This is a genomic window from Streptomyces sp. AM 4-1-1, assembly GCF_029167625.1.
In the GTDB taxonomy this organism is placed as follows: domain Bacteria; phylum Actinomycetota; class Actinomycetes; order Streptomycetales; family Streptomycetaceae; genus Streptomyces.
In genome coordinates, this window is the sequence record NZ_CP119145.1 from 2,147,018 (window position 1) to 2,170,170 (window position 23,153).

A 23,153-nucleotide genomic window follows, 5' to 3' on the forward strand; every position below is an offset into this window, starting at 1 on the left:
CCCGGACCGGGCTCCCCGGCCGGACCGGTTCCCGCCGCCGGGCCCGCCCGCGCTCTCACACCCCGCCGGTCACACCCCGGCGGGCTCGTCCTCCCCTATGAAGGTCCGCCACAACAGGGCGTAATGCCCTTCCCCGCGCAGCAGTTCGTCATGGGTGCCGTCCTCGACGACACGGCCGTGGTCCATCACCACGACCCGGTCGGCGCGGGCGGCCGTGGTCAGCCGGTGGGCCACGACCAGCGTGGTGCGCCTGCCGGTGAGCCGGTCGGTGGCCTGGTTGACCAGGGCCTCCGACGCGAGGTCGAGCGCGGCGGTCGCCTCGTCCAGGAGCAGGATGTCGGGATCGACCAGCTCGGCGCGGGCCAGCGCGATGAGCTGGCGCTGACCGGCCGACAGATTCCGGCCCCGCTCGGCCACCTCGTACAGATAGCCCCCGTCCAGGGTGGCGATCATGTCGTGGGCGCCGACCGCGCGGGCCGCCGCCTCCACCGCCGCGTCGGTGGCCTCGGGCCGTCCGTACGCGATGGCGTCACGGACCGTCCCCGCGAAGAGGTACGCCTCCTGCGGCACGACGCCGAGCCGGTGCCGGTACGCGGTGAGGCCCAGCTCGCGCAGATCGGTGCCGTCGACGGTGATCCGCCCGCTCGTCGGGTCGTAGTAGCGGGCGACCAGCTTGACCAGGGTCGACTTCCCGGCGCCCGTCTCGCCGACGAACGCGACCGTCTGGCCGGCCGGAATCCGCAGATCGACGTCGCTGAGCGCCTCTTCGGCGTCCTCCCCGGCCCCGTACACGAACGACACGTTCTCGAACGCGATCTCCCCGCGCAGCACCGTGACGTCCTTCGGCCGATCGGTGTCGGCGGTGGAGGTCGGCTCCCGCAGGAGTTCCTGGATGCGGCCCAGCGAGACCGTGGCCTGCTGATAGCCGTCGAAGACCTGCGAGAGCTGCTGCACGGGCGCGAAGAACAGGTCGATGTAGAGGAGGTACGCCACCAGCGCGCCCGTGGTGAGCGTGCCGTTGTCGACCCGGCCCGCGCCGACGATCAGCACGGCGGCGGCGGCCACGGACGACAGCAGCTGGACGAACGGGAAGTAGACCGAGATCAGCCACTGGCCGCGCACCCGGGCCTGCCGGTAGTGGTCGCTGCGCGCGGCGAACCGGTCGGCGCCGTCCCGCTCGCGCCGGAACGCCTGCACGATCCGCAGCCCGGACACGGACTCCTGGAGGTCGGCGTTGACGGCGCTGATGCGCTCACGGGCCAGCTCGTACGCCTTGACGCTCCGGCGGCGGAAGAAGAACGTGCCGACGACCAGCAGCGGAAGCGTGGCGAAGACGACCAGCGCCAGCTGCACGTCGAGCACCAGCAGCGCGAGCATGATGCCGAAGAAGGTGACGACCGAGACGAACGCCGTGACCAGACCGGTCTGGAGGAACGTCGACAGCGCGTCCACGTCCGTCGTCATCCGGGTCATGATGCGGCCGGTCAGCTCGCGCTCGTAGTAGTCGAGGCCGAGCCGCTGGAGCTGCGCGAAGATCTTCAGCCGCAGTGAGTACAGGACGCGCTCACCGGTCCGGCCCGTCATCCGGGTCTCGCCGATCTGGGCGACCCACTGCACGAGCACCACGACCAGCGCGAGCGCGGACGCCGCCCAGACGGCGCCGAGTGCCATCTTCGTGACGCCCTGGTCGATGCCGTGCCGGATCAGTACGGGAAGCAGCAGGCCCGCGCCCGCGTCCACGGCCACCAGGCCCAGGCTGACCAGCAGCGGCAGCCCGAAGCCGCCCAGCAGCCTGCGCAGTCCGTACGAGTCCTCGGCGCGCACCGCGCGGGCCTCGTCGATGGCGGGGGTGTCGGTGGCGGGGGGCAGCGCCTCGACCTGGGCGAGGAGTTCCGGGGTGGCCGGCATGCCCGCGGCCCCGGTGGACAGCGGTTTCTCGTCGCGAATCCACAGCTCGGGGGTGATGCCCCGTTCCGCGTCGAACTCGGCGTCCAGCTCCTCCTGGAGCGCGCGGTCGTCCTCGACGCCCGCCGGCCCTGCGGTCGCCGGCCGGTGGCCGGGCGAGGCGCCGCCCAGCTCGTCCGGATCGGTGAGCAGGCGCCGGTAGAGGGCGGAGCGGGCCTCCAGCTCCTCGTGCGTACCGATGTCGGCGAGCCGTCCCGCGTCGAGGACGGCGATCCGGTCGGCGAGGCCGAGGGTGGAACGGCGGTGGGCTATGAGGAGGGTGGTGCGGCCCTCCATGACGTGCCGCAGCGCTTCGTGGATCTCGTGCTCGACGCGGGCGTCGACGGCGGAGGTGGCGTCGTCGAGGAGGAGCAGCCGGGGGTCGGCGAGGATGGCGCGGGCGAGGGCGACGCGCTGGCGCTGGCCGCCGGAGAGGGTCAGTCCGTGCTCGCCGACCGTGGTGCCGTAACCCTCGGGGAGTTCACTGATGAAGCCGTGGGCCTGCGCGGCGCGGGCGGCCCGCTCGATCTGTTCCTGGGTGGCGTCGGGGACTCCGTACGCGATGTTGGCTCGGACGGTGTCGGAGAACAGGAAGCTGTCCTCCGGTACGAGGCCGATGAGGGCCCGGAGCGAGTCGTGGGTCAGTTCGCGGACGTCGTGGCCGCCGACCAGGACGGCGCCGCGCGTCACGTCGTAGAAGCGGGGCAGCAGGAGCGAGACGGTGGACTTGCCGCTGCCGGAGGCGCCCACGAGGGCGACGGTCTCACCGGGCTCGATGGTGAGCGAGAACCCGTCGAGGACGGGCCGGTCGTCGTCGTACCCGAACCGTACGTCGTCGAACTCGACGCTCGCCGGTGCGTCGGCGGGCAGTTCCTTCGTACCGTCCGTCATCGTCGGCTCGGTGTCGATGAGCTCCAGGACGCGCTCCACACCGGCCCGTGCCTGCTGTCCGACGGTGAGGACCATGGCGAGCATCCGGACCGGGCCGACGAGCTGGGCGAGGTAGGTGGAGAACGCGACGAAGGTGCCGAGGGTGATCTCGCCCCGGGTGGCGAGCCAGCCGCCGAGGGCGAGCATCGCGACCTGGCCGAGCGCGGGGACGGACTGGAGGGCGGGGGTGTAGCGGGAGTTCAGCCGGATCGTGCGGAGCCGTCCGGCGAAGAGCCTGCGGCTGACCTCGCGGAGCTTGCCGGTCTCCTGGTCCTCCTGCCCGAACCCCTTGACGACCCGCACCCCGGAGACGGCGCCGTCGACGACCCCGGCGACGGCGGCGGCCTGCCCCTGGGCGTACCAGGTGGCGGGGAAGAGACGGGTGCGGCTGCGGCGCGCGATGTACCAGAGGGCGGGGGCGACGGCGAGCGCGACGAGGGTCAGCAGCGGGGAGAGCCACGCCATGATCACCAGGGACAGCAGGAAGAGCAGGACGTTCCCGATGGTCATCGGGAGCATGAAGAGGAGCCCCTGGATCAGCTGGAGGTCGCTGGTGGCCCGCCCGACGACCTGCCCGGTGGACAGCTCGTCCTGCCGCTTCCCGTCGAGCCGGGTGATCGTGGCGTACATGTCGGTACGGAGGTCGTGCTGCACGTCGAGGGCGAGCCGGCCGCCGTAGTAGCGGCGGATGTACGTGGAGACGTACACGAGCACGGCGGCGCCGATCAGGAGCCCGGTCCAGACGGCGAGGGAACGGGTGTGGTCGCCGACCACGTCGTCGATGATGACCTTCGTGATGAGCGGTACGAGGGCCATCACCGCCATGCCGGCGAGCGACGAGCCGAGCGCCAGGAGGACGTTGCGCCGGTAACGCCAGGCGTAACCGCCGAGCCGCCGGCCCCATCCCTGGTCCTGGCGCGGCCGGCCGGTCGCAGGTGTCTCCCGTTCGAGCCCCTGCTCGTGGTCCTGGTCCGTCACCGGTGCCTCCCCGTTCGAGCTGTTCTGCCGCAAGGCAGCAACGCGCTGGGCAGCGCATTTCATCCCGCTGTAACAAAAGACCGGTCTTCTGACCTAGGTCCTGGGGGCGTTCCGGCGCGCAGAGGGCGCTTGTGGGGGTGGGGGCGCGGGATGGGGTGACGGCCGGCGCGCGGGGAGCGACGTCAACGTATGAGGGCGCGTCCACTCGTTCTGCTGACTTCACAGCCACTTCATGGCGTCATACAGTGAGAGATATATACGTTGCCCCATATGGATGCGCCTTTCATCATCGAGATCGAGCCGGAGGTCCGACTGTGGCTGACCAATCTGCCGAAACACGACTACGAGCGGGCTGAGCATGCCGCCGACCGCCTGGCCCGCAGCGCCAGGACACTCGGAGAGCCACACTCCCGGCATCTGGGCGACGGCGTGCGGGAGCTGAGATTCGAGATGGGACGGGCCCGCGAAGCAGTGCGAATTTCGTACTGGCTGGCCCCGGAGCGCCGGGTCGTGCTCCTGACCGTCTTCCGTAAGACGCGACAGCGCGAGAATGCCGAGGTCGCTCGCGCCAGACGCGCGAAGACCGCCTGTGAGGCGGAGCACAAGCCGGCACATGACACATTCACCCGCGACGTCTAGAAAGGAAGCGCCTCGTGGTCAGTCACGCGGAGTGGAAGCTCGCCCGGGATCGGAAGGTCGCCGAAAGCATCTCGGAGGGCGAGGACAACGCAGAAAGCGCGGAGCGCGTAAGGCGCCGCCAGGAGCTCGACCTGGCATGGGATCTCGGGCAGGCGGTGTACGACCGTCGCACCGCGCTGGGGATCGCGCAGACCGAGCTGGCGCGGCGCGCGAAGATGACACAACCGCAGGTCTCCAAGCTGGAGCTGGGCGGCACGATGCCCACGGTCCCGCTGCTCGCCCGGTTGGCGCGGGCCATGGACTCCGTCTTCACACTGGAGATCGACGGTGAGGCGATTCGTATCGCCTTCACCGCGCAGACGGAGTCAGGTGCCGCCGGCACCGCGGCACGGAGGCCCCACGCCGGGTCCGCACCCGGCACCGCCCATGCCGAGCCGGACGACGAGGAGGTCTCGGCGCCACAGGCTCGGGCCGTGGGCGGCTGAGGCGGCAGTGCGGGTGCGGCGGGCGGGGATCAGGGGCGCTCGGGCGCCGGACCGAGAGACGTACGCACGCCGGACCGTAGAGGCACGGCGCCGGACTCAGGGGCACTCGCGCACCTGACTCAGGGACACTCGCGCGCCGGACCGAGAGACGTACGCACGCCGGACCGTAAGGGCACGGCGCCGGACTCGCGGGCACCCCGACGCCGGACTCAGGAACACTCCGGCGCCGGACTCCGCGGGCACCCCGACGCCGGACTCAGGGACGCCCGGACGCCGGACTCAAGGGCGCTCGGGCGCCGTGATCAGCGTCCTACCGGGCGCCTCGGGCAGCGGCGGCACCGCCTCCTGCGCGACGGCGGGCGGGACGAAGACCGACGCGGTCTTCGACGCGGCCGGCTTCAGGTCCTTGTGCACGGCGCGGGCCACGGCCTGGATGGTGTTGATGCCGTCGTTCATCGTCCTGTTGTCCTGGGTGAGCACGGTGATCGCGTAGTCGTTCCCCTTGCCCGTGAAGGCGCCGATGCTGTGCACCCGCCAGCCGTGGCTCGCGCGCGACAGCCAGCCGTTCTTCACCTGTATCGCCGGCCCGGCCGGGGCGCCCGCCGGGGTGCCCCAGCGCTGCGAGGAAACCACGGCACGCATCAGCTTCAGCTCGTAGCTGCGCGCGTTGTCGCTCAGCACGGCGTTCTTCGTGGTCAGCAGAGTGAGCAGCCGCTGCTGGTCCTGCGCGGTGATCTGGGTCAGTCCCCAGTAACCGCCGGAACCGGGCACGGTCTGCGTCATCCCCGCGGCCTTGAGGAACGCCTTGACCTTGGTCACCCCGAGCTGCTTCCACAGGGCGGTGGTCGCGTTGTTGTCGGACTTCGTGATCATGGCGGTCGTGAGAGCGGTCTCGCGCGAGGTCAGCAGACGGTTGCTCCTCTTCGCGTCCCAGAGCAGCGTGGCGAGCACGGTCGCCTTGACGACGCTCGCCGAGTCGAACTTCTGCGTGGCGCGCAGGGTGCAGGTCGTCTTCGTCGTGCGGTCGTAGAGCGCCACGGCCGTCGTCGACTTGCGCCCCTTGAGCGCGGCGGTGATGTCCTTCGTCAGCTTGGCGGCGAGCCCCGCCCTGCCCGAGGTGCAGCTGACCGTGGCGGTCGCCGCCGTGGCCGGTGCGGCGCCCGCGGCCAGTGGCGCGAGCACACCCGCGGCGACGGCCACGGCCAGCGCGCCCCGGGTGCGGCGCGACACACGCGCATGACGCATGCGTATATGGGGTGTTTTCATGACGTTTCCCCGTCCCCTGAGCCAAGTGTTTCGGGGACGCCCCCGGCATCCCCGAAAGCTTGACTCCCAGGCACCCGAAAAGTTGTACGCATGCCATGCGTGGAATGGACACGAGTTCGGGTCCGGGTACCCGCACGGCTCAGCCGGCGCGGACCGCCGCGATCTGCCGGGACATGATCGTCGTCAGCTCGTACGCCGTGTGGGAGGCGGCGACGGAGGTGATCTCCGCGTGGTCGTACGCGGGCGCGACCTCGACGAGGTCCGCCGAGACCAGGTTGCAGGAGGACAGTCCCCGGACGATCTCCAGCAGTTCCCGGGAGGTGAGCCCACCGGCCTCGGGCGTGCCGGTGCCGGGCGCGTGCGCCGGGTCGAGCACGTCGATGTCGATGGAGATGTAGAGCGGGCGGTCCCCGATGCGCTGCCGCAGCTGGTCGGCGATCTCATCGACCCCGCGCCGCATCACATCGGCGGAGGTGACGATGCCGAAGCCCATCTTGGCGTCGTCGGTCAGGTCCTGCTTGCCGTAGAGCGGTCCGCGCGTGCCGACGTGGGAGAGGGCGGAGGTGTCGAGGATGCCCTCCTCGACGGCCCGGCGGAACGGCGTGCCGTGGGTGTACTCCGCGCCGAAGTACGTGTCCCAGGTGTCGAGGTGCGCGTCGAAGTGGAGCAGGGCGACCGGGCCGTGCTTCTTCGCGACGGAACGCAGCAACGGCAGGGCGATGGTGTGGTCCCCGCCGAGCGTCATCAGCCGGGCGCCGGTCGACAGCAGATCGTCGGCGGCGGCCTCGATCGTGTCGACGGCCTCGTTGATGTTGAACGGGTTCGCCGCGATGTCACCGGCGTCGGCGACCTGGGCGAGTGCGAACGGCGAGGCGTCCTGCGCCGGGTTGTACGGGCGCAGCAGGCGCGACGCCTCACGGATCGCGTTGCCGCCGAACCGGGCGCCGGGGCGGTAGGAGACACCGGAGTCGAAGGGCACGCCGACGACGGCGACGTCCGCCGTGCCGACCTCGTCGAGCCTCGGCAGCCGGGCGAACGTCGCCGGGCCCGCGAACCGGGGGACGAGGGAGGAGTCGACGGGGCCGCGCGGAGTCTCGTTGCTGCTCATGTGGGTGCCTTCCGGGTGCTACGGACGGTCTCCGGACGTCTCCGAACACTCTCGGACGTTTCCGAATACCCGTTCCCGAATACTTTCGGACGTCTCCGAACGCCTCGGGTGCCTCCCGAAGCCTTCGGACCTCTTCGGACCTCTTCGGACCTCTTCGGACCTCTTCGGACCTCTTCGGACAGTGGTACGTGTGGTCGAGGCTAGGCGCCCGCGCGACCGGCCAGAAGTGTACGTTTCATCCATCAGAGCCACCCGAAGTGGATGGACCGTCCATGCCGAACCACTCCACCCCCGCGACCCCACCGACACCGCCCGTCCCTCTGGCCGCCCTCCTCGCCGACGAGGACTTGGGGCTGCGCTCCCTCACGGAACCCGCCGACCCGGCGGACATCCTGTGGGTGCACGCGTCGGAGATGGCCGACCCGTACCCGTATCTGCTCGGCGGCGAGCTGGTCCTGACGGCAGGCGTGCAGCTCGGCGATCCGTTCGCCTACGTGACCCGGCTGGTGGCGGCGGGCGCGGTGGCACTCGGTTTCGGGGTGGCCCCGGTGCACGAGGCGGTGCCGCCGGACCTGGTGGCGGCCTGCGAACGGTACGGGCTGCCGCTGCTGGAGGTGCCGCCCCGGACCCCGTTCACGGCGGTCGCGCGGGCGGTGTGGCGGCTGATGTCCGAGGCCCGCCACCGCGAGCTGCGCCGGGTGACCCGGGCGCAGCAGGCATTGGCCACGGCGGCGGCCCGCCCCGACCCGGTACGGGCGGTACTGCACCGGCTCGCGGCCCGACTGGACGGCCACGCGGCGCTGTACGGGACGGACGGCGAGGTACTGCGCACGGCGGGCCCCGAGCCGGCGCCGGAGGTGGCCGCCGCACTGGCGCGCCTCGCCCGGCTGGTCTCCTCCACGACAGCCCGCGCCCCCGCCTCGGCGGCCGACACCCTCGGAGCCGTACACCTCTCCGCGTACGCGCTCGGCGGTGGCAGTGACGAACCGGCCCTCGGGATCGCCACGCCCCGACGCACCCCGGGCGACCACACGATCACCGCGGTCGCGACCGTCCTGCTCTCACTTCTCACGGCCGCGCCCCACCGGAGCACCGCCGGGACGGAGGGACGCGACGCCGCACTCGTACGGCTGCTGCTGGGCGCGGCACCGACCGAGGTGGCGGGCCTGCTGACGGAAACCCAGGAGTGGACGGTCGCCCACGCCCACCCCACAACTCCCACCGCCACGACCGAGACCCTGACCACCGCGCTGACCACCGCCCTGACCAACGCGTCGGGCCCGGCCCTGCTGGACGCGAACTCCGACTCCGAACCCGTACGCCTGCTGCTCCCCGGCCGCCCGGAGGTGCCCCGAGTCCCCGGCTGGACACTGGGCATCTCCTCCCCCACCCCCATGACCGAACTGCGCACCGCCGACACCCAGGCGGCCCGCGCCCTCGCCCACGCGAGGGCGACCCGCGCCCCCCTGGTCCACCACCGTCCCGCCACGGCCCTGACCGACCTGGTGCCCCCCGCCGAGGCCGCCGCCCGCGCCCGCACCCTCCTCGCCCCGCTGACCGCGCCCCTGCCGGAGACCCTGCGCTGCTGGCTGAGCCTCCACGGCAACTGGGACCGCACGGCGGTGGCACTCGGCGTCCACCGCAACACGGTCCGCCAACGCATCGCCAGATGCGCCGGGTTGCTGGACATGGACCTGGACGACATGGACGTACGTACGGAGTTGTGGTTCGCGCTACGGCACCTCTGAGAGCGCCGACGCTTCGAGCCGGGCGCCCCGGCTCTCGGCGATCCGGTGAAGATCCCGCAGCGACTCCCTCATCCGCGCCACCAGAAAGCGGAGCTGTTCCCACGTCACGCTGTCGTCGTCGAGCATGTCGGCCGCGTGGCCGAGGAGTTCGGTCGACATGGAGAGCTGCACGCTCTCGATCTCGTCCGCGAGCCGGGACACATAGCCGTCCCCGCCCCCGATGACGTAGCAGGGCTTGCCGTCCGGCCCGGCCCACGGCAGCAGCCGCACCGCACCGATTTGTTCGCTGATCATGCGAGTCACCTCTTTCGGTCTCTGTAGGTAGCAATCCACACACAGAGTGAGACAGTGCGAGCTAGGCTCGCCAGCAACTAGCTGGTGACATCGCATTAGTCGCAGGGGAGTTCACTGTGAGTAGCACCTATGGCGAATGGATCAGGGAACAGCGCGTGGCGGCGGGCCTGACGCAGCAGGACCTGGCCGACGCGGCGATCATGACGCGTTCGCACATCTCACACATCGAGGCGGGCCGCCGGGTGCCGTCGCAGGACGACGCACGGAGGCTGGACAAGGCACTGAACACGGGGAACGTACTCAGCCGCTTCCGGCCGCAGGACGACGTGGCGGTCGCTGACTACTTCGAGGCTGGACGTCAACTCGAACAACAGGCGACGACCATCCGAGAGTTCGCCCTGTCCTATGTGCCTGGAATCCTTCAGACCGAGGCATACGCGCAAGCAGTGCTGCGTATTGCGTATCCTCCCCGGGGCACCGAAGAGCGCGACAGGCTCGTTGTCTCGCGAATCGAGCGAGCGCGAATCCTTGACGACCCGTTGACCCCAGTAGTTTCAGTCCTGCTGGACGAGGCCGTGCTTCGCCGCCCGATCGGCGGGTCGACAGTCATGGCCGACCAGATCACATCCATGATCCACCTCGTGGAAAGGGAGAGGGTCCGCATTCACGTTCTTCCCTTTGGGCTGGGCGGGCACCCTCTCCTCCTGGGCATGATGACGCTCATGTGGTTCGAGGACCAACCCCCGGCCGTATACAGCGAAGGGGCGTTCATGGGAACGGTGCACGACTCCCCTGGCCTGGTTCAACGCATCCAGGGCACATACGATTTGGCTTTGGGAGACGCGCTTCCACTCAAGGAGTCCGTCGCCTTCATGAGGACAATTGCGAAGGAATACGGGCATCATGACTGAACACATCGTCAAGACCTCGGCAGCAATGCACGGCTGGCGCAAGTCGTCATACAGCAACAGCGACGGTGGCAGCTGCGTCGAGGTGGGGGACAGCCACCCCTCCGGCATCCCCGTCCGCGACTCGAAGAACCCCCACGGTCCCGCGCTCGTCTTCCCGACCGCCGCGTGGACCTCGTTCGTCACGAATCTCCGGGCGGGCACGTTCCCGTCCTGAGCCTCGTTCCACACTTCAAGCACTCCGTCTCCGCCCGTAGGCACACACACTGCCTGTCGAGGCGGAGACGATCCGCTCTTTCCGTCGGCGCTCCGATACGCAAGGGCTTCAACGCGCCGTGGTTCCAGGCCGCCGCGTCACGGCTCGGCCGACGAAACCTCTCGCTCAGGCTCTCCCCCCGCACCGCCGGATCGCGCGCCGCATCGCCGACTCCGCTCTCACGGGTGAACTCACGCGTTTCCGGCCAATAAATGCACACACGTTCCAGCCATAATGGATTTTGAGCCATTCAAATATGGCGCGAAAAAGCGTTGCGTGCATTTATCGCTAAGAAATTGAACGGAACTCAACATTCCACTGCGTGCGATAGATCACATGTGTACGAAATTGCTGCGCGGATTATGAAGAACCTCCAAGATCGGTCGGTGAGCAGGTTCGGCATGAGAACCGAACCGTTCAGTCGAGGAGCGGGAAATGAATATGCGTAGGATCAAGGCGATCGCCGGGATCATGCTGGCTGCCGGTATCGTCCTGCCGACCAGTAGCGCTGTGGCGCTCAGCGTCACGGGTGGCGGGGTGACCGCCACGAGCCCGTGGGACGGCGACAGTGGCCGGATATCCGTCTATGACGGCAGCGACGACGGCGATCCGGGCAAGGCGGAGTACTACCGGCAGGACAGCGCCGGTACCCTTCGTACGCTGTGGAACCAGAGCGGTTATAAGACCCGTGCGACCTCGGCCGGCGGGTCGAAGATCATCAAATTCAAGGCCTGCGACGACAACGACTGGGCCTCCGACGACTGCTCCGGCTGGGTCGCACCGTAACCCGGAGCCGCCATTTCGTCATTCCAGCGTTCGCCGGGCAAGCCGCACCAAGGCTTGCCCGGCGATTCCAGTTCCCCCAGCCTGCCCTCTTCAAAGATACGGACGTACTGTGACCCGCACACTGCCGCCGGACGGTGGCCTCCGGGTGGAAAGCCTGAGCTACCAGGTTGAAGACCGACTCCTTCTCGACAACGTCGACCTCACCGTGGCTCCGGGAGAGTCCGTCGCCATCACAGGGCCGAGCGGCTCGGGCAAGTCCACGCTCTTGATGTGCGTGCTGGGACTGGTCAAGCCCGACTCCGGCACCGTCACCGCAGGCGGCCACCGGGTTACCGGCCTGCTTCCGGGCGCTCTGGCCAAAGCACGCCGTAAGTACCTCGGCGTGGTCTTCCAGTTCGGTGAGCTGCTGCCCGAATTGACGCCCGTGGAGAACGTAGCGCTGCCGATGCTCCTCGACGGCTCCGACCATCGCCATGCCTACGCGAGCGCCGCTCAACTCCTCGACGAACTCGAAGTCCCCCACGGAAGTACTCCCACAGGTCTGCTCTCCGGTGGGGAACGGCAACGCACCGCCGTCGCCCGTGCCCTGATCGCGCAGCCTCCTGTGCTGCTGGCGGACGAACCCACTGGTGCGCTCGATCCCAAGGCGCGGGAGAACGTCGCCGACCAACTGTTCCGGATCTGCCGTGAACGTCGCTGCGCACTCCTGGTCGTCACGCACGACCCTGCGATCGCTGCCCGTGCTTCTCGTGCCTTCGAACTCGAGAACAGCGTCCTCGTCCCCGCTCATCAAGGGACACCCGCGTGAACACTCCATCGCGCGCACCGGTGCGACGTCCAGGACGACTGTGGCTCCAGCTCCTCAGGATCGGGCTGGCCGCAGCACGCGCAACTCCAGGTACACGGCTGCGGTTCTGGGCGTTGATGGCGGCCGCAGCGGCCTTGGCCTTGACAGCCCTGGCTCTTGTCACCGCGAGTGCCACCTTCGACGGACGCGCCCAGCGCGAACAGGCCCGCGGACCGATTATCGCCGAGGACCCCACGCGGGCCACCGCGCTGTGGAAGGAGGCCTACGACTCCTTCGGTGCCACACCGCACGGCGTCATCTACATCGAGCCCCTCACCCCTGACGCGGCACCGCCACCGGGTCTGTCACGTTGGCCCGCTCCGGGGGAGGCCTTCTTCTCTCACGAGCTGGCACAGGCCGCGCGAGAGTACGACAGCCTTGACCGTTACGGCCGATACGGCGGAACCATCACGGCGCAGGGGCTGAGGTCGCCTTCCGAACGCATCGTGTACGTCCGCGCCGCCCAGGCGCCGGCCGACCCCGTCGCGCAGTCCTGGCAGTACATCGCCGGCTTCGGCCAGACGTTCCCGATGAACCAGGAGATCTACCCCCGCACGCTGCCGGAGACCGCCGGGACGATCGCCGTCCTGATGGCCGTCCCGGCTCTCGCGCTGCTCGTGGTCGCCACCCGTGTAGGGTCGGCGACCCGCGACCGCCGCAGCCGGCTCGTCAACGCCCTGGGCGCCTCATGGACGCACCGGGCGCTGATCAACGTCGGGGAGGGGTTCGTCCCCGCCGCGTCCGGCACCCTGCTCTGCCTCATCCCGGCGGCCCTGCTGCTGGCCACCGACGTCCGGCTCCCTCTGACCGGTTACGTCATCAGCGCCGCCGACATGCGACAGATGTGGCCCCAGCTCGTCGCCGCCCTGTTCGCGTCTTTGGTGTTGACGCTGCTGCTGCTGGTCCTTCTGCACCGGGTACAGCGTTCCGGGACCGCGACCCGGCCGAGTGTCTCTTCCTCGCGTCTGCCGAAATGGCGCCTCGCGCTGTGTGTGGCCGGTGTTCTGGCGATCGCTCTGAGCCAGTACGCTCCCAAGGGTGCCGATGTCGGGATCTTCCTCTCCGGCACCGTCCTGATGTGGGCCATGCTCCCGTCGGTGATCGCTATGGTGAGCGTCGCCAACGGTAGACGCATCGCGGCCAGTGGCTACCGCAAAGGCAACCCCGGGCGTCTCATCGCCGGCCGCTGGACCGCGTCCCACCCCGGTGTCCTGGTACGGCTCTCCGTGGTCTTCATCATCGGTATCGGGCTCATCAGCCATCTCCAGGTCTGGAACAGCCGTCTGGGGGACAGCGCCGCCGCAGCCCAGGAGCTCACCCGACGCGTAGGCGACACCCTCTACCTCGTCCACAGCAGCACCCTGCCCCCCACCGCGGTCAAGGACCTCTCACGTTCCCTGCCCAAGGGCGCACACCTGCTGGCCGCAACGGCCCATCCCGAAGGGGATCGCCCTCGCATCGACCTGGTGGCATCCTGCCGCGACCTGTCAGCGCTGCGCCTGCCGTGCCCCACGTCGGCGCAGCGGATCACCACGCGTGACCCGCGGCTTGAGGAGCTGGGACGCCCCTACCACGGCAACCTCACTGTCCGGGCCACCAGCGGGGATCTGGATACCCCGCACGCCGACGGGTCTCTCATCGTGACCGCCGACGAGCCCGGCCACCGGGCACAGATCGAGAAAGCCGCCTACGCGGTACATCCCGGCATCAACGTCGACACACCGGGTGAGTCGTGGGTGATCGGAGCCCGGGAGAAGAACAGTCTGAACAACTGGCTCTTCTTCTTCGGCGGCCTGGGCCTGACGCTGCTTCTGATCGCCGGACTGATCAGCGCTGCCGCCGAGTTCGTCCGTATCAGAGCAGGACTGGCTCCCCTGAGCGTGCTGACCGGAAACGACCGGGTCTTCCGTGCGATCGCCCTGTGGTACCTGACGGTGCCGCTACTGATCGCGACCGCCGCCGCTACGCTCATCACCGACTGGCACTCCCTGTTCTTCGTCATCTCCCTGCGTGAGGGGAAGTTCTCCTGGCCGGTCCTTGCCACAGCATCCGCCGGCTTCGCTCTGGCCGCAGTGGCGATCGGAGTTCTCGCCGCGCGTTCCGCCCGCCGGGCCGCCCCGTCCTGGAGACCCCACGCCGACTGACCATCCGCGGTCGTCCTCCGCCGTTCGCGCGCCGTCACCGACGTGCGCACATCCGCACAGAGACGGCCGGTCCATGCGATTACGTGACTGAACAACGGTTCTTACTTGCGGACAGGAGCAGCGGTCCTTAACTTGCTGAACACACCGAACCGGGAGGGACCTCGGTGGAAGCGTTACGTGTGATCGCGGGCGGCCCGTGCGGCAAGGGTGACGAGGACACGTGCGGGAACGGCGACTGCCCGACCGTGTACGCCGTGCCGGAGCCCGGCATGTTGGCCATCCAGGGGTATGACGTCATTCACCCGACTCCGGACGGCGAGTCCGTGGTAATGGTTCCGGAGAAGATCCTGAAGGAGGCGGCCCGTGCCCGTGGATGGCTCTGATCGCGTGCTCCTGGACGGCGAGGAATGGCAGGCATACTTCCACGACTTCAAGCACTCCGCGTTCCGCTTGGAGGTCCACCAGACGTACACCATGCCCGCGGAGGCGGACACGGTCCGCTCCTTTCTGGCCGGCGCACCGATGCCCGAGGGTTTCAATGCGCCGTGGCACCGGACCGTCCGTGACCATGCCGCGGCCGGACGGACGATGACCCGGGCAAAGATCGTGCGCCGCCCCCTCACCCCCTACAGCCGCTATCTGTTCGAGTGGTGCATTCCCGGAAATGTGGCAGCGGGGGAGAACTATCAGATCACCGATGTCACGGATCGACCGGACTCAAGAATACCCGCACAGGACTTCTGGCTGTTCGACGAATCGATCGTGGTGCATCTCAACTACCGGCCCGACGGCACCCAGATCGACCGGGAACTGATCCGCTCCCCGGACATCGCACAGTATCTCGCCCGGCGGGATCTCGCCCTGGAAGGCGCCGTACCGTTCAGTGCCTATCGACCCTGATACCCAACTACGGGAACGGAAGAGTCTGGCGGAGGCCCTTCGGGGTCTCCGTCGCGCTTCCGGCCTCAGTGGTGAGCGCTTGGCGCTTCGCTGCAACATGAGTCAGACGAAGATCAGCCGTATCGAGACCGGTCGGGCTTTGCCGACCGTCATCGATGTCGACCGAATTCTCAAGGCACTCGCGGTGCCCGATGAAGTCGCCGACGAAATCCTCCGGATGGCACGCAGAGCAAATGTCTCCTATGCGTCCTGGCGTACCTACGCGCGTGTCGGTCTGTACCGCAAACAGTTGGAACTCGGCTCCCTGGAGTCCTCGTCCCGGGTGGTGCGCCACTTTCTTCCTGCCGTCCCGACGGGCTTGCTGCACGTACGCGAGTACGCCACGGAGACGCTGTCCCCGACCGTTCCCGGTGAACCGACGAGGGACGTGGAGAAGGCGGTGGAGGCACGTACGCGCCGTCAGACCATCCTGGATGACACGTCTCGTACGTTCTGGTTCCTGATGACCGAGCAGGCCGTCATGTGGCGGCGGGCCGGCAACGACGTCATGGCGGCGCAGTGCGCGCACATGGCCGAGGTCAACAGAAGACCGAACGTCGAGATCGGGGTAATCCCACAAACAGCACACGTACCTGGCACACCCATGAACATCTTCGTCATCTATGACGATCGACTGGTCACGGTCGAATTGTTTTCGGGAGAGGTCACGCTGCGCGACCCGAAGGACGTGACGCAACACCAAAACCTGTTTGAGCTCTTCTGGTCGCATGCCCTTACGGGCGAAAATGCGAGCGAATTCTTGAGTGCGGCCTCTCACTCTTTCATGCATCAACGTGACTGACCATTAATCATCACCGATGGGTGCGCAATACTGTCTTCACGGGAAGCTCGATGCGGCAGTTTCTCCCTCGGCTTCTGTTCACCGGGAAAAACCGGGGATGCTGATGGATTCTGTCCGGCACGGGCGAATGGGCGGTTACGTCGCCCGACCACCAGGAAGGCACACCCATGCAGAACGGCATCGATCTCTACGCGCTCGACATCGACATGGCCGCGTTCGCCAAGGCATGCGGCGGCAGTACGCACCCCGACGGCGAATCCTGCGTGACTCTCGCCCGTATCGGTGAGAACGCATGGGCGCTGGGTGACAGCAAGCGTCCCGGAACGGAGCCGCTGCGGTTCACCACCGAGGAGCTGGAAGCCGCCGGTATCCGACCGGCGCGCTTCGGGCTCTCCGTCTGACAGACCCCGCCCGGCCGGTCTCCTCTGAAGGGGATCAGCCGGGCGGGGAGGGCCGGGCGGCGAGTCGCTGCTGATCGTCGGCTCCAACCTCGGCGCCCCTCACCACCCGGACTGGTACCACAATCTGCTCGCCCACCCGGTGGTACGGGTGGAGGTCGGCACCCGCTCCTTCCAGGCCCTGGCCGTCCCCGCCGAGGGGGCCCGGCGCGATGAGCTCTTCGCGCACGCCGTGCGGACCGCTTCCGGATACGGCGACTACCAGGCCCGGACCACGCGGGTGCTGCCAGTCGTCGTACTGGAGCGCGCCGAACCCGACGGCTGGCAGGCTGCCCGCGAAGTGCGCACGCTCGCCGACAAGTTGATGGAGGTGCACACCTGGCTGCGTGGCCAGTTGCGCCAGGTGGGGGCCGAGGTGGACGCCTACTTCGCCGCACGCGCGGCCCACCAGGGTCCTGGCGAACCACCGGCCCCCGGCCTCGGACTACAGATCCGGCAGCGCTGCCTCGCGTTCTGCCAGGCCCTGGAGTTCCACCACATCAGCGAGGACGCGCACCTGTTCCCCGGAATCGCCCGCCACCACCCCGACCTGGCCGATGTCTTCGACCGGCTCCGCGACGAACACCGCGTGGTCGCACGCATCCAAGGTGAGCTGGTGGCCCTGCTGGCCGACATCGGCGCCACGGACCCGCGGCGTTTCCGCGCCGAGCTGGCGGGGATGTCCACGGAGCTGAACGCACACCTCGACCATGAGGAAGCGTCGATCCTCCCCCTCCTCGTGGACGTGCCGTGGCCGCCCGCTCCTCCCTCGAATTCCACGGCTCCCTCGGCTCCCTCGGCTCCCTCGGCTCCCTCGGATTCCTCCGGGACGGCCGAGGACGGAGGGGACGGTCCTCGCTGACGAGCGTCACGGCCGACGGGCTCGCCGGGTGGCCGGTCGCGCCCGGCGGGCCCCGTCGTGCCGCGACTCACCCTGGACAGCTCCATGACCCACGGGTAACTTCTACGATGAACTGAGCAAGCGCTTAGCCACATCGGACGCTCGCCGAAGGCCGCCGAGCTGCCGCAGCCGACCGAAGGAGGCACCTCCGTGCGCCGTACCGTGTACAACGAGGACCACGAGGCGTTCCGGGAGACCATCCGGGCCTTCATCGAGGCCGAGGTCGTCCCCGTGTACGACGAGTGGTACGCGGCAGGTCAGGCGCCGCGCGACTTCTACCTCACCCTCGGTGAGCTGGGGCTCTTCGGGATCGAGGTGCCGGAGGAGTTCGGCGGTGCGGGCGAGGAGTCCTTCAAGTTCCAGGCGATCATCTCCGAGGAGACGGCCCGCGCGGGTGTCTCCTTCGGCGGCTCCGGGGTGCATGTGGCGCTCTGCCTGCCGTATCTGAAGGCGTACGCCACCGACGAGCAGAAGAAGCGCTGGCTGCCCGACTTCGTGACCGGGAAGTCGATGTACGCCATCGCCATGACCGAGCCGGGCACCGGGTCCGACCTGGCCGGGATGAAGTCCACCGCGAAGCTCTCCGAGGACGGTTCGCACTACGTCCTCAACGGCGCGAAGACGTTCATCACCGGTGGCGTCCACGCCGACCGGGTCATCGTGTGCGCGCGTACCGCCGCGCCCACCGCCGAGGACCGCCGGCACGGCATCTCGCTGTTCGTCGTCGACGCCGGGTCGGAGGGGTACGCCGTCGGCCGCAAGCTCGACAAGCTCGGACTGAAGACCTCCGACACCGCCGAGCTGTCCTTCACCGACGTCAAGGTCCCGGTCGGGGATCTGCTCGGCGAGGAGAACAAGGGCTTCCACTACCTCGGGCAGAACCTCCCGCAGGAGCGGCTGGGGATCGCCGTCGGCGCGTACGCGCAGGCCGCCGCCGCCGTCCGGTTCGCCCAGGCGTACGTGAAGGACCGCACCGTCTTCGGTCAGTCCGTCGCGTCGTTCCAGAACACCAAGTTCGAACTGGCCGCCTGCAAGGCCGAGGTGGACGCCGCCGAGGCCGTCGCCGACCGGGCCCTGGAGGCCCACGACGCGGGCGAGCTGTCCCCGGCCGAGGCCGCGTCCGCCAAGCTGTTCTGCACCGAGGTCGCCGCCCGTGTCATCGACCGCTGCCTCCAACTGCACGGCGGCTACGGCTACATGAACGAGTACCCGATCGCCCGTCTCTACGCCGACAACCGGGTCAACCGCATCTACGGCGGCACCAGCGAGGTCATGAAGATGATCATCGCCAAGTCCATGGGCCTGTAGGGCGGTCCCCTCCCCCACCATGAACGCCGCACTCGAATCCCTGCTCGATCTGCTCGACCTGGAGCGGATCGAGCGGGACATCTTCCGGGGCGCGAGCCGGTCCTCGGTCGTGCCCCGCGTCTTCGGCGGACAGGTCGCGGCCCAGGCCCTGGTGGCCGCGGGCCGTACCGTCCTGCCGGACCGTGCCGCCCACTCCCTGCACGCGTACTTCCTGCGCCCCGGGGACCCGGGGGCGCCGATCATCTACACCGTCGACCGCATCCGGGACGGCCGCTCCTTCACCACCCGCCGGGTCGTCGCCGTCCAGCACGGTCAGCCGATCTTCCACCTCTCGGCGTCCTTCCAGGTGCACGAGGAGGGGCTTGAGCACCAGGCGCGGATGCCGGACGCCCCGGACCCGGAGTCCCTGCCGACCGCCGAGCGGATGCTGCCGGAGTACGCCGCTTCGTTCAGCGATCCGGGAGTGATGGAGCGGCTGACGGAGGCGCGGGCCGCGGTCGATCTCCGGTACGTCGACGCCCCGCCGTACGCCAGTGTCGGGCAGCGGCGCGAGCCGCGCTCCCAGGTGTGGTTCCGCACGAACGGCAAGCTGGACGGGGCCGGCGACGAACCGCTGCTGCACGTCTGTCTCGCCACGTACGTCTCCGACATGACGCTGCTCGACTCGGTGCTGCTCGCCCACGGGCGCGGCGGCTGGGCGTCCGGTGACGTGGTGGGCGCCAGCCTGGACCACGCGATGTGGTTCCACCGGCCGTTCCGGGCGGACGAGTGGCTGCTGTACGACCAGGAGTCGCCGTCCGCGTCCGGCGGGCGCGGACTCGGCCAGGCCCGGATGTACACGGCGGACGGGCGGCTGGCCGTCACGGTCATCCAGGAGGGTGTGATCCGGGTCCCCCGGGGCTGACTCCGCGTGCCGGTGGCCCGCCCCCGGGTGGGGGCGGGGACCGGCGGGGGCGGGGACCGGCGGGGGCGGGGACCGGCGGGGTTCAGCAGGGGCTGCGCCAGGTGTCGAGCTTCAGGTTCTTGCGCATCGAGGAGAGCCCCAGTCTGCGGCTTTCGGCGCAGAAGTCCTTGTTGGGCACGGTGTATTCGACGTGGAAGACGGCCTTGCGCGCGTTCACGAACGGCCGGTAGCGGTCGCACTCGTCGTACTCCGCGCACTCCTCGTTGACGGCGAAGTCGAAGACGCCCACCAGGGCGGGGATCTGCGGCAGGTCGTTCTTCAGGCCGACGGACATGCCCCGGTCGTGGGCGAGCCGGGCGATCATGCGGTTGTACGTGAGCTGGTGCGCGGCCGTGAGCGGGAATCCGGTGTCGTTGGAGTAGCCCTCGACCAGATCGGGTTCGACCGCGTCGAAGCCCTTGGCCCGGCACATGTCGAAACGCTTCGCCATCAGGGGTTCGAGCACGTCGACGCGCCGGATGTCGAGCCAGCGCTCGCCCTCCCAGCCGTTGGTGCCGCCCTGGACCGAGGCCGGGAACGCTCCGCTGTCCGGCCGGAAGCTCTCCCAGGCGCCGACGTTGATGTAGCAGATGACCTTGCGTCCGTCCCGGTGGAGCCGGGCGACGTCGGCGGCGGTGTTCTCGAATCCGTCGATGTCGTACACGGGCACGTCGACCGACGGGTCCACCCGGGTGTTCAGCTGCCACTGCCAGGCCGTGCCGGGCCTGGGCTGCCAGCGTCCGGCCCGTGCGGCGGGCGAGGACGGGGACGCGGGCGGGGACGTGGAGGCGGACGAGCGGGCGGAAGGGGTGGCGGAGGGGGTGTGAGGGGTGGTGGAGGCGGCCGGGGGCGGGGAGCCGGCGCCGGACGGGGTCGGGGACGGGGCGGGCGGGGCCGCCGGGGTCCCGGCGTGCGGCGGGGCCGAGATCTGCCCGTCGGCCCGCTGGGTGTCCGTCGAACAGCCCGTCAGCAGGAGCAGCGGGAGCAGCACGGCGGAGGCCACCAGCGGCAGGCCGCGGGCCGCGGGCCTGGACGGGGAACGTCGAATCCGGGTCATGAGGTCTTCCCGAGGAGAGCGGACGGCGGCGCCGCCCAGGGGTTGGGCAGTTCGCCCGGGACCGGACAGCACACGGCGGCCCCGCGTTCCCGGGCGGTACGGACGGCGACAGGGGCGAGGGAGGGCGGTACCCCGTACACGAGGTGGCAGAACCGTTCGGGCGGGTGCCGGCTGGTCCAGCGCGGGCGGACGAAGGCGGACAGATAGCTCGTCCAGTGTCCCTCGAAGGTGACGATCAGGTCGGCGATACGGGCGTATCCGGGGGCCGGGTGCACGCCGGGGTTGAGGACGACCGTGGTCGCTCCGCCGCGCCGCGCGACCCGGACCAGGCTGCGGCAGTGGCGCAGTCCCGCGGTGTCGGAGGGTGCCCGGTCGAAGAAGCAGCCGTCGGTGTCGTACAGCTCGCGGTGCCGGGCGAGGTCGTCCGTCACTTCGGCGTCGGGCCGTTTTCCGTAGTCGAGGTCGACGTATCCGAGGACCCGGGTGCCCGCTTCGCGGAGTGCGCGGGCCGCCGCCACGAACGACGGGTCGCGCAGTTCACCGGGGCCGCTGGCGGGGTTGAGCACCACGCCGTAGATCTGTTCGGCGGCCCCGGTGAGTTCCTGCCAGCCGTCGGGGTCGAGGACGGGGTGGGCGTAGAGGGGCACGAGCAGCGTCACCGGTTCTGGTCCTCGGTCCGTTCGGGGGCCGTGGCGTCCCACAGTGCGGTGAGCGAGTCCCGCAGCCGGTGCCCCGGGGCCCAGCCGAGCGCGTCGCGGGCGGCGGTCGGGTCGGAGCACTGCCAGGACACCTGGGCGGAGCGGACGGACCCGGCGGACGCACCGGTGGCCTCCTCGACCCTGCCCCGGAATCCGGCCACGTCGGTGAGCCCGTGAACCAACTCCCGTACGGGCACGGCTTTTCCGCCGCTGATGTTGAGTACGCCGGGCAGTGGGCCCGGTGCGGTGACGGCGAGGACGACCGCGTGGGCCACATCGCGTGCGTCGACGAAGTCGCGGTACGCGGACAGGTCGCCGAGCCGGACGACGGCGTCCGGTGCGGTGCCCGCCCGGCGCAGTTGCGCGGCGAGCCGGCCGGGCAGTCCGGCGGCCGGGGCGCCGGGGCCGACCGGGTTGGTCACGCGCAGGACGACGGCGTCGAGCCCGGAGGCGGTGACGGCGACGGTGCCCGCGAGTTTGGTGGCGCCGTAGGGGCCCTCCGGGCGGGTGGCGGCGTGTTCGGTGACCCTCTCCCCGTGCCCGGTCGGCCCGTACTCGGCGGCCGAGCCGAGGTGGACCAGCCGGGCACGGGGGGCGGCCTCGCGCAGGGCCGCGCAGAGCACCGCGGGCCCCCGGGCGTTGACCTCGGCGAGTGTCACTGCGTCACCGCCGACGGCCCCGGCGCAGTTGACGACCGCGTCCGGGGCGAACGCGGCGACCTTCTCGGCGAGCCGGCCGGGGCCGATCGTGGCGAGGTCGGCCTCGATGTCGCCGGGGCCCGGGGACCGGCCGCCGCCGAGCAGTTGGGCACCGGGCAGGGCGCGCAGCTGTTCGGCGGCATGTCCGCCCAGGTATCCGGAGTGACCCAGGACGAGGATGCGCATAGAGCGTTCAGGCTCCCTTGAGCAGGAGGGACCGGTAGGTGGTGAATTCGGCGTTGGCCCGGTCGTAGTCGTCGGGCCGTCCGATGTCGAGCCAGTATCCGTCGAATTCGTAGGCGTGCGGCAACTCTCCCTTGCCGAGGAGGTCGAGGACGAGTTCGTCGAAGCCGAGCGGCAGGCCCGGGGTGTATCCCTCCAGGGTCTTGCGGCTGAGGGCGTACACCCCCATGGACACCCGGTAGTCGATGCTGGGCTTCTCGGTGAAGGCGACGACCTTTCCGGCGTCCGTGGTGAGGACTCCGAAGTCGATGTTCACCTCGCGGGCGTAGGTGCTGATCGTCAGGGGTGCGCCGGAGGCCCGGTGGGTGGTCAGGACGTCGTGGTAGTCGAGGTCGGTGAGGATGTCGCCGTTCATCACCAGGAAGGTGTCCGGCAGCCGGTCGCGCATCGTGAGGAGCGGGCCGATCGTGCCGAGCGGGCTCTCCTCCGTCGCGTAGTCGATGGTCAGTCCCCAGCGCGAGCCGTCGCCGACGTACGCGCTGATGATGTGTCCGAGGTGGCCGATGGCGAGGGTGCAGCTCGTGAATCCGCCGGCGGCGAGCTGGCGGAGCACGATCTCCAGGATGGCGTGCTGGTCGCCGATCGGCACGAGCGGCTTGGGGAGCGCGGTGGTGTAGGGCCGTAACCGGACGCCCTTGCCTCCGGCGAGTATCACTGCGTGCATGGTGGCTTCCTGTCTCCTGTGGCTGTCGGGGTGGGGACCGGGCGGGCGTGCCCCGGTCCCCCACCGTTGCCGAACTGTCGGACGGCGTACGGCGGTCTGCCGGACGCCGGGGGCGCCGCACGATGGTGGT

General features: G+C 69.7%; 22 protein-coding genes and 1 pseudogene. 15 read left to right on the plus strand and 8 right to left on the minus strand.

The window, feature by feature from the left end; genetic code table 11:
• Nucleotides 1-69: 69 nt before the first annotated feature.
• A complete protein-coding gene (locus PZB75_RS08950) occupies nucleotides 70-3,852 on the minus strand; it encodes an ABC transporter ATP-binding protein (protein WP_275534759.1) in 3,783 nt (1,260 codons plus the stop codon).
• A gap of 270 nt (nucleotides 3,853-4,122) precedes the next feature.
• Here PZB75_RS08950 and PZB75_RS08955 point away from each other — a divergent pair, with 270 nt between their 5' ends.
• Both PZB75_RS08955 and PZB75_RS08960 read left to right on the plus strand, forming a co-directional pair.
• Nucleotides 4,123-4,491, plus strand: a complete 369-nt coding sequence (locus PZB75_RS08955; protein ID WP_275534760.1) for a type II toxin-antitoxin system RelE/ParE family toxin — start codon at nucleotides 4,123-4,125, stop codon at nucleotides 4,489-4,491.
• A gap of 14 nt (nucleotides 4,492-4,505) precedes the next feature.
• Nucleotides 4,506-4,976, plus strand: coding sequence for a helix-turn-helix transcriptional regulator (locus PZB75_RS08960; protein WP_275534761.1), 471 nt, complete (start codon nucleotides 4,506-4,508; stop codon nucleotides 4,974-4,976).
• A gap of 279 nt (nucleotides 4,977-5,255) precedes the next feature.
• On the opposite strand, the gene PZB75_RS08965 is transcribed toward PZB75_RS08960, so the two are convergent.
• Nucleotides 5,256-6,221, minus strand: a complete 966-nt coding sequence (locus PZB75_RS08965; RefSeq protein WP_275534762.1) for a serine hydrolase — start codon at nucleotides 6,219-6,221, stop codon at nucleotides 5,256-5,258.
• Nucleotides 6,222-6,381: 160 nt separating this feature from the next.
• Nucleotides 6,382-7,350: an agmatinase gene (gene speB, locus PZB75_RS08970; protein ID WP_275534763.1), complete on the minus strand. Its 969-nt coding sequence runs from the start codon at nucleotides 7,348-7,350 to the stop codon at nucleotides 6,382-6,384.
• Between the two features lie 272 nt (nucleotides 7,351-7,622).
• Here speB and PZB75_RS08975 point away from each other — a divergent pair, with 272 nt between their 5' ends.
• Nucleotides 7,623-9,098, plus strand: a complete 1,476-nt coding sequence (locus PZB75_RS08975; protein ID WP_275534764.1) for a PucR family transcriptional regulator — start codon at nucleotides 7,623-7,625, stop codon at nucleotides 9,096-9,098.
• On the opposite strand, the gene PZB75_RS08980 is transcribed toward PZB75_RS08975, so the two are convergent.
• On the minus strand, nucleotides 9,084-9,392 hold the full coding sequence (locus PZB75_RS08980) for a hypothetical protein (protein WP_275534765.1): 309 nt from the start codon (nucleotides 9,390-9,392) through the stop codon (nucleotides 9,084-9,086). The genes PZB75_RS08975 and PZB75_RS08980 overlap by 15 nt on opposite strands.
• A gap of 116 nt (nucleotides 9,393-9,508) precedes the next feature.
• Between PZB75_RS08980 and PZB75_RS08985 the strand changes: the two genes are divergently transcribed.
• From PZB75_RS08985 to PZB75_RS09040, 12 genes and pseudogenes are all read left to right on the plus strand, one after another.
• Nucleotides 9,509-10,303, plus strand: a complete 795-nt coding sequence (locus PZB75_RS08985) for a helix-turn-helix transcriptional regulator (protein WP_275534766.1) — start codon at nucleotides 9,509-9,511, stop codon at nucleotides 10,301-10,303.
• The gene (locus PZB75_RS08990) at nucleotides 10,296-10,517 is read left to right on the plus strand and encodes a DUF397 domain-containing protein (protein WP_275534767.1); all 222 of its coding nucleotides are present in this window, start codon (nucleotides 10,296-10,298) and stop codon (nucleotides 10,515-10,517) included. The genes PZB75_RS08985 and PZB75_RS08990 overlap by 8 nt, the downstream gene beginning before the upstream one ends.
• A gap of 474 nt (nucleotides 10,518-10,991) precedes the next feature.
• Nucleotides 10,992-11,342: a hypothetical protein gene (locus PZB75_RS08995; RefSeq protein ID WP_275534768.1), complete on the plus strand. Its 351-nt coding sequence runs from the start codon at nucleotides 10,992-10,994 to the stop codon at nucleotides 11,340-11,342.
• A gap of 109 nt (nucleotides 11,343-11,451) precedes the next feature.
• Complete coding sequence (locus PZB75_RS09000; RefSeq protein WP_275534769.1) at nucleotides 11,452-12,150, plus strand: ABC transporter ATP-binding protein; 699 nt, start codon at nucleotides 11,452-11,454, stop codon at nucleotides 12,148-12,150.
• Nucleotides 12,151-12,284: 134 nt separating this feature from the next.
• Nucleotides 12,285-14,333 carry a permease gene (locus PZB75_RS09005; RefSeq protein ID WP_275534770.1) on the plus strand — a complete coding sequence of 683 codons (2,049 nt, stop codon included), beginning with the start codon at nucleotides 12,285-12,287 and terminating at the stop codon, nucleotides 14,331-14,333.
• A 164-nt stretch (nucleotides 14,334-14,497) separates the two neighbouring features.
• On the plus strand, nucleotides 14,498-14,716 hold the full coding sequence (locus tag PZB75_RS09010) for a hypothetical protein (RefSeq protein WP_275534771.1): 219 nt from the start codon (nucleotides 14,498-14,500) through the stop codon (nucleotides 14,714-14,716).
• Nucleotides 14,703-15,233, plus strand: coding sequence for a DUF6879 family protein (locus PZB75_RS09015; RefSeq protein WP_343286221.1), 531 nt, complete (start codon nucleotides 14,703-14,705; stop codon nucleotides 15,231-15,233). The genes PZB75_RS09010 and PZB75_RS09015 overlap by 14 nt, the downstream gene beginning before the upstream one ends.
• Nucleotides 15,217-16,074 (plus strand): helix-turn-helix transcriptional regulator, encoded by an 858-nt coding sequence (locus PZB75_RS09020; protein ID WP_275534773.1) that lies wholly within the window; start codon nucleotides 15,217-15,219, stop codon nucleotides 16,072-16,074. Before PZB75_RS09015 ends, PZB75_RS09020 begins: the two co-directional genes overlap by 17 nt.
• Before the next feature lie 167 nt (nucleotides 16,075-16,241).
• Nucleotides 16,242-16,475, plus strand: coding sequence for a DUF397 domain-containing protein (locus PZB75_RS09025; RefSeq protein WP_275534774.1), 234 nt, complete (start codon nucleotides 16,242-16,244; stop codon nucleotides 16,473-16,475).
• A gap of 58 nt (nucleotides 16,476-16,533) precedes the next feature.
• Nucleotides 16,534-17,373, plus strand: a pseudogene (locus PZB75_RS09030) (nitroreductase/quinone reductase family protein); the annotation flags it as partial.
• A gap of 189 nt (nucleotides 17,374-17,562) precedes the next feature.
• A complete protein-coding gene (locus PZB75_RS09035; protein ID WP_275534775.1) occupies nucleotides 17,563-18,720 on the plus strand; it encodes an acyl-CoA dehydrogenase family protein in 1,158 nt (385 codons plus the stop codon).
• Nucleotides 18,721-18,739: 19 nt separating this feature from the next.
• Nucleotides 18,740-19,624, plus strand: a complete 885-nt coding sequence (locus PZB75_RS09040) for an acyl-CoA thioesterase II (RefSeq protein ID WP_275534776.1) — start codon at nucleotides 18,740-18,742, stop codon at nucleotides 19,622-19,624.
• An 82-nt stretch (nucleotides 19,625-19,706) separates the two neighbouring features.
• Here PZB75_RS09040 and PZB75_RS09045 read toward each other — a convergent pair whose 3' ends face one another.
• Genes PZB75_RS09045 through PZB75_RS09060 form a run of 4 tightly spaced genes read right to left on the minus strand, consistent with a single transcriptional unit; the run spans nucleotide 19,707 to nucleotide 23,023 of the window.
• The gene (locus tag PZB75_RS09045) at nucleotides 19,707-20,720 is read right to left on the minus strand and encodes an endo alpha-1,4 polygalactosaminidase (RefSeq protein WP_275534777.1); all 1,014 of its coding nucleotides are present in this window, start codon (nucleotides 20,718-20,720) and stop codon (nucleotides 19,707-19,709) included.
• On the minus strand, nucleotides 20,717-21,379 hold the full coding sequence (locus PZB75_RS09050) for a spherulation-specific family 4 protein (protein WP_275534778.1): 663 nt from the start codon (nucleotides 21,377-21,379) through the stop codon (nucleotides 20,717-20,719). The genes PZB75_RS09045 and PZB75_RS09050 overlap by 4 nt, the downstream gene beginning before the upstream one ends.
• Nucleotides 21,376-22,302, minus strand: a complete 927-nt coding sequence (locus PZB75_RS09055) for an NAD-dependent epimerase/dehydratase family protein (RefSeq protein WP_275534779.1) — start codon at nucleotides 22,300-22,302, stop codon at nucleotides 21,376-21,378. Before PZB75_RS09055 ends, PZB75_RS09050 begins: the two co-directional genes overlap by 4 nt.
• 7 nt (nucleotides 22,303-22,309) lie before the next feature.
• Nucleotides 22,310-23,023 (minus strand): sugar phosphate nucleotidyltransferase, encoded by a 714-nt coding sequence (locus PZB75_RS09060; RefSeq protein WP_275534780.1) that lies wholly within the window; start codon nucleotides 23,021-23,023, stop codon nucleotides 22,310-22,312.
• Between the last annotated feature and the right edge of the window lie 130 nt (nucleotides 23,024-23,153).

Coding starts and splice junctions, on each gene's coding strand:
- PZB75_RS08955 (WP_275534760.1), top strand. CDS start 4,123: ATGGATGCGCCTTTCATCATCGAGATCGAGCCGGAGGTCCGACTGTGG.
- PZB75_RS08965 (WP_275534762.1), bottom strand. CDS start 6,221: ATGCGTCATGCGCGTGTGTCGCGCCGCACCCGGGGCGCGCTGGCCGTG.
- speB (WP_275534763.1), bottom strand. CDS start 7,350: ATGAGCAGCAACGAGACTCCGCGCGGCCCCGTCGACTCCTCCCTCGTC.
- PZB75_RS08975 (WP_275534764.1), top strand. CDS start 7,623: ATGCCGAACCACTCCACCCCCGCGACCCCACCGACACCGCCCGTCCCT.
- PZB75_RS08980 (WP_275534765.1), bottom strand. CDS start 9,392: ATGATCAGCGAACAAATCGGTGCGGTGCGGCTGCTGCCGTGGGCCGGG.
- PZB75_RS08990 (WP_275534767.1), top strand. CDS start 10,296: ATGACTGAACACATCGTCAAGACCTCGGCAGCAATGCACGGCTGGCGC.
- PZB75_RS08995 (WP_275534768.1), top strand. CDS start 10,992: ATGAATATGCGTAGGATCAAGGCGATCGCCGGGATCATGCTGGCTGCC.
- PZB75_RS09025 (WP_275534774.1), top strand. CDS start 16,242: ATGCAGAACGGCATCGATCTCTACGCGCTCGACATCGACATGGCCGCG.
- PZB75_RS09040 (WP_275534776.1), top strand. CDS start 18,740: ATGAACGCCGCACTCGAATCCCTGCTCGATCTGCTCGACCTGGAGCGG.
- PZB75_RS09045 (WP_275534777.1), bottom strand. CDS start 20,720: ATGACCCGGATTCGACGTTCCCCGTCCAGGCCCGCGGCCCGCGGCCTG.
- PZB75_RS09055 (WP_275534779.1), bottom strand. CDS start 22,302: ATGCGCATCCTCGTCCTGGGTCACTCCGGATACCTGGGCGGACATGCC.
- PZB75_RS09060 (WP_275534780.1), bottom strand. CDS start 23,023: ATGCACGCAGTGATACTCGCCGGAGGCAAGGGCGTCCGGTTACGGCCC.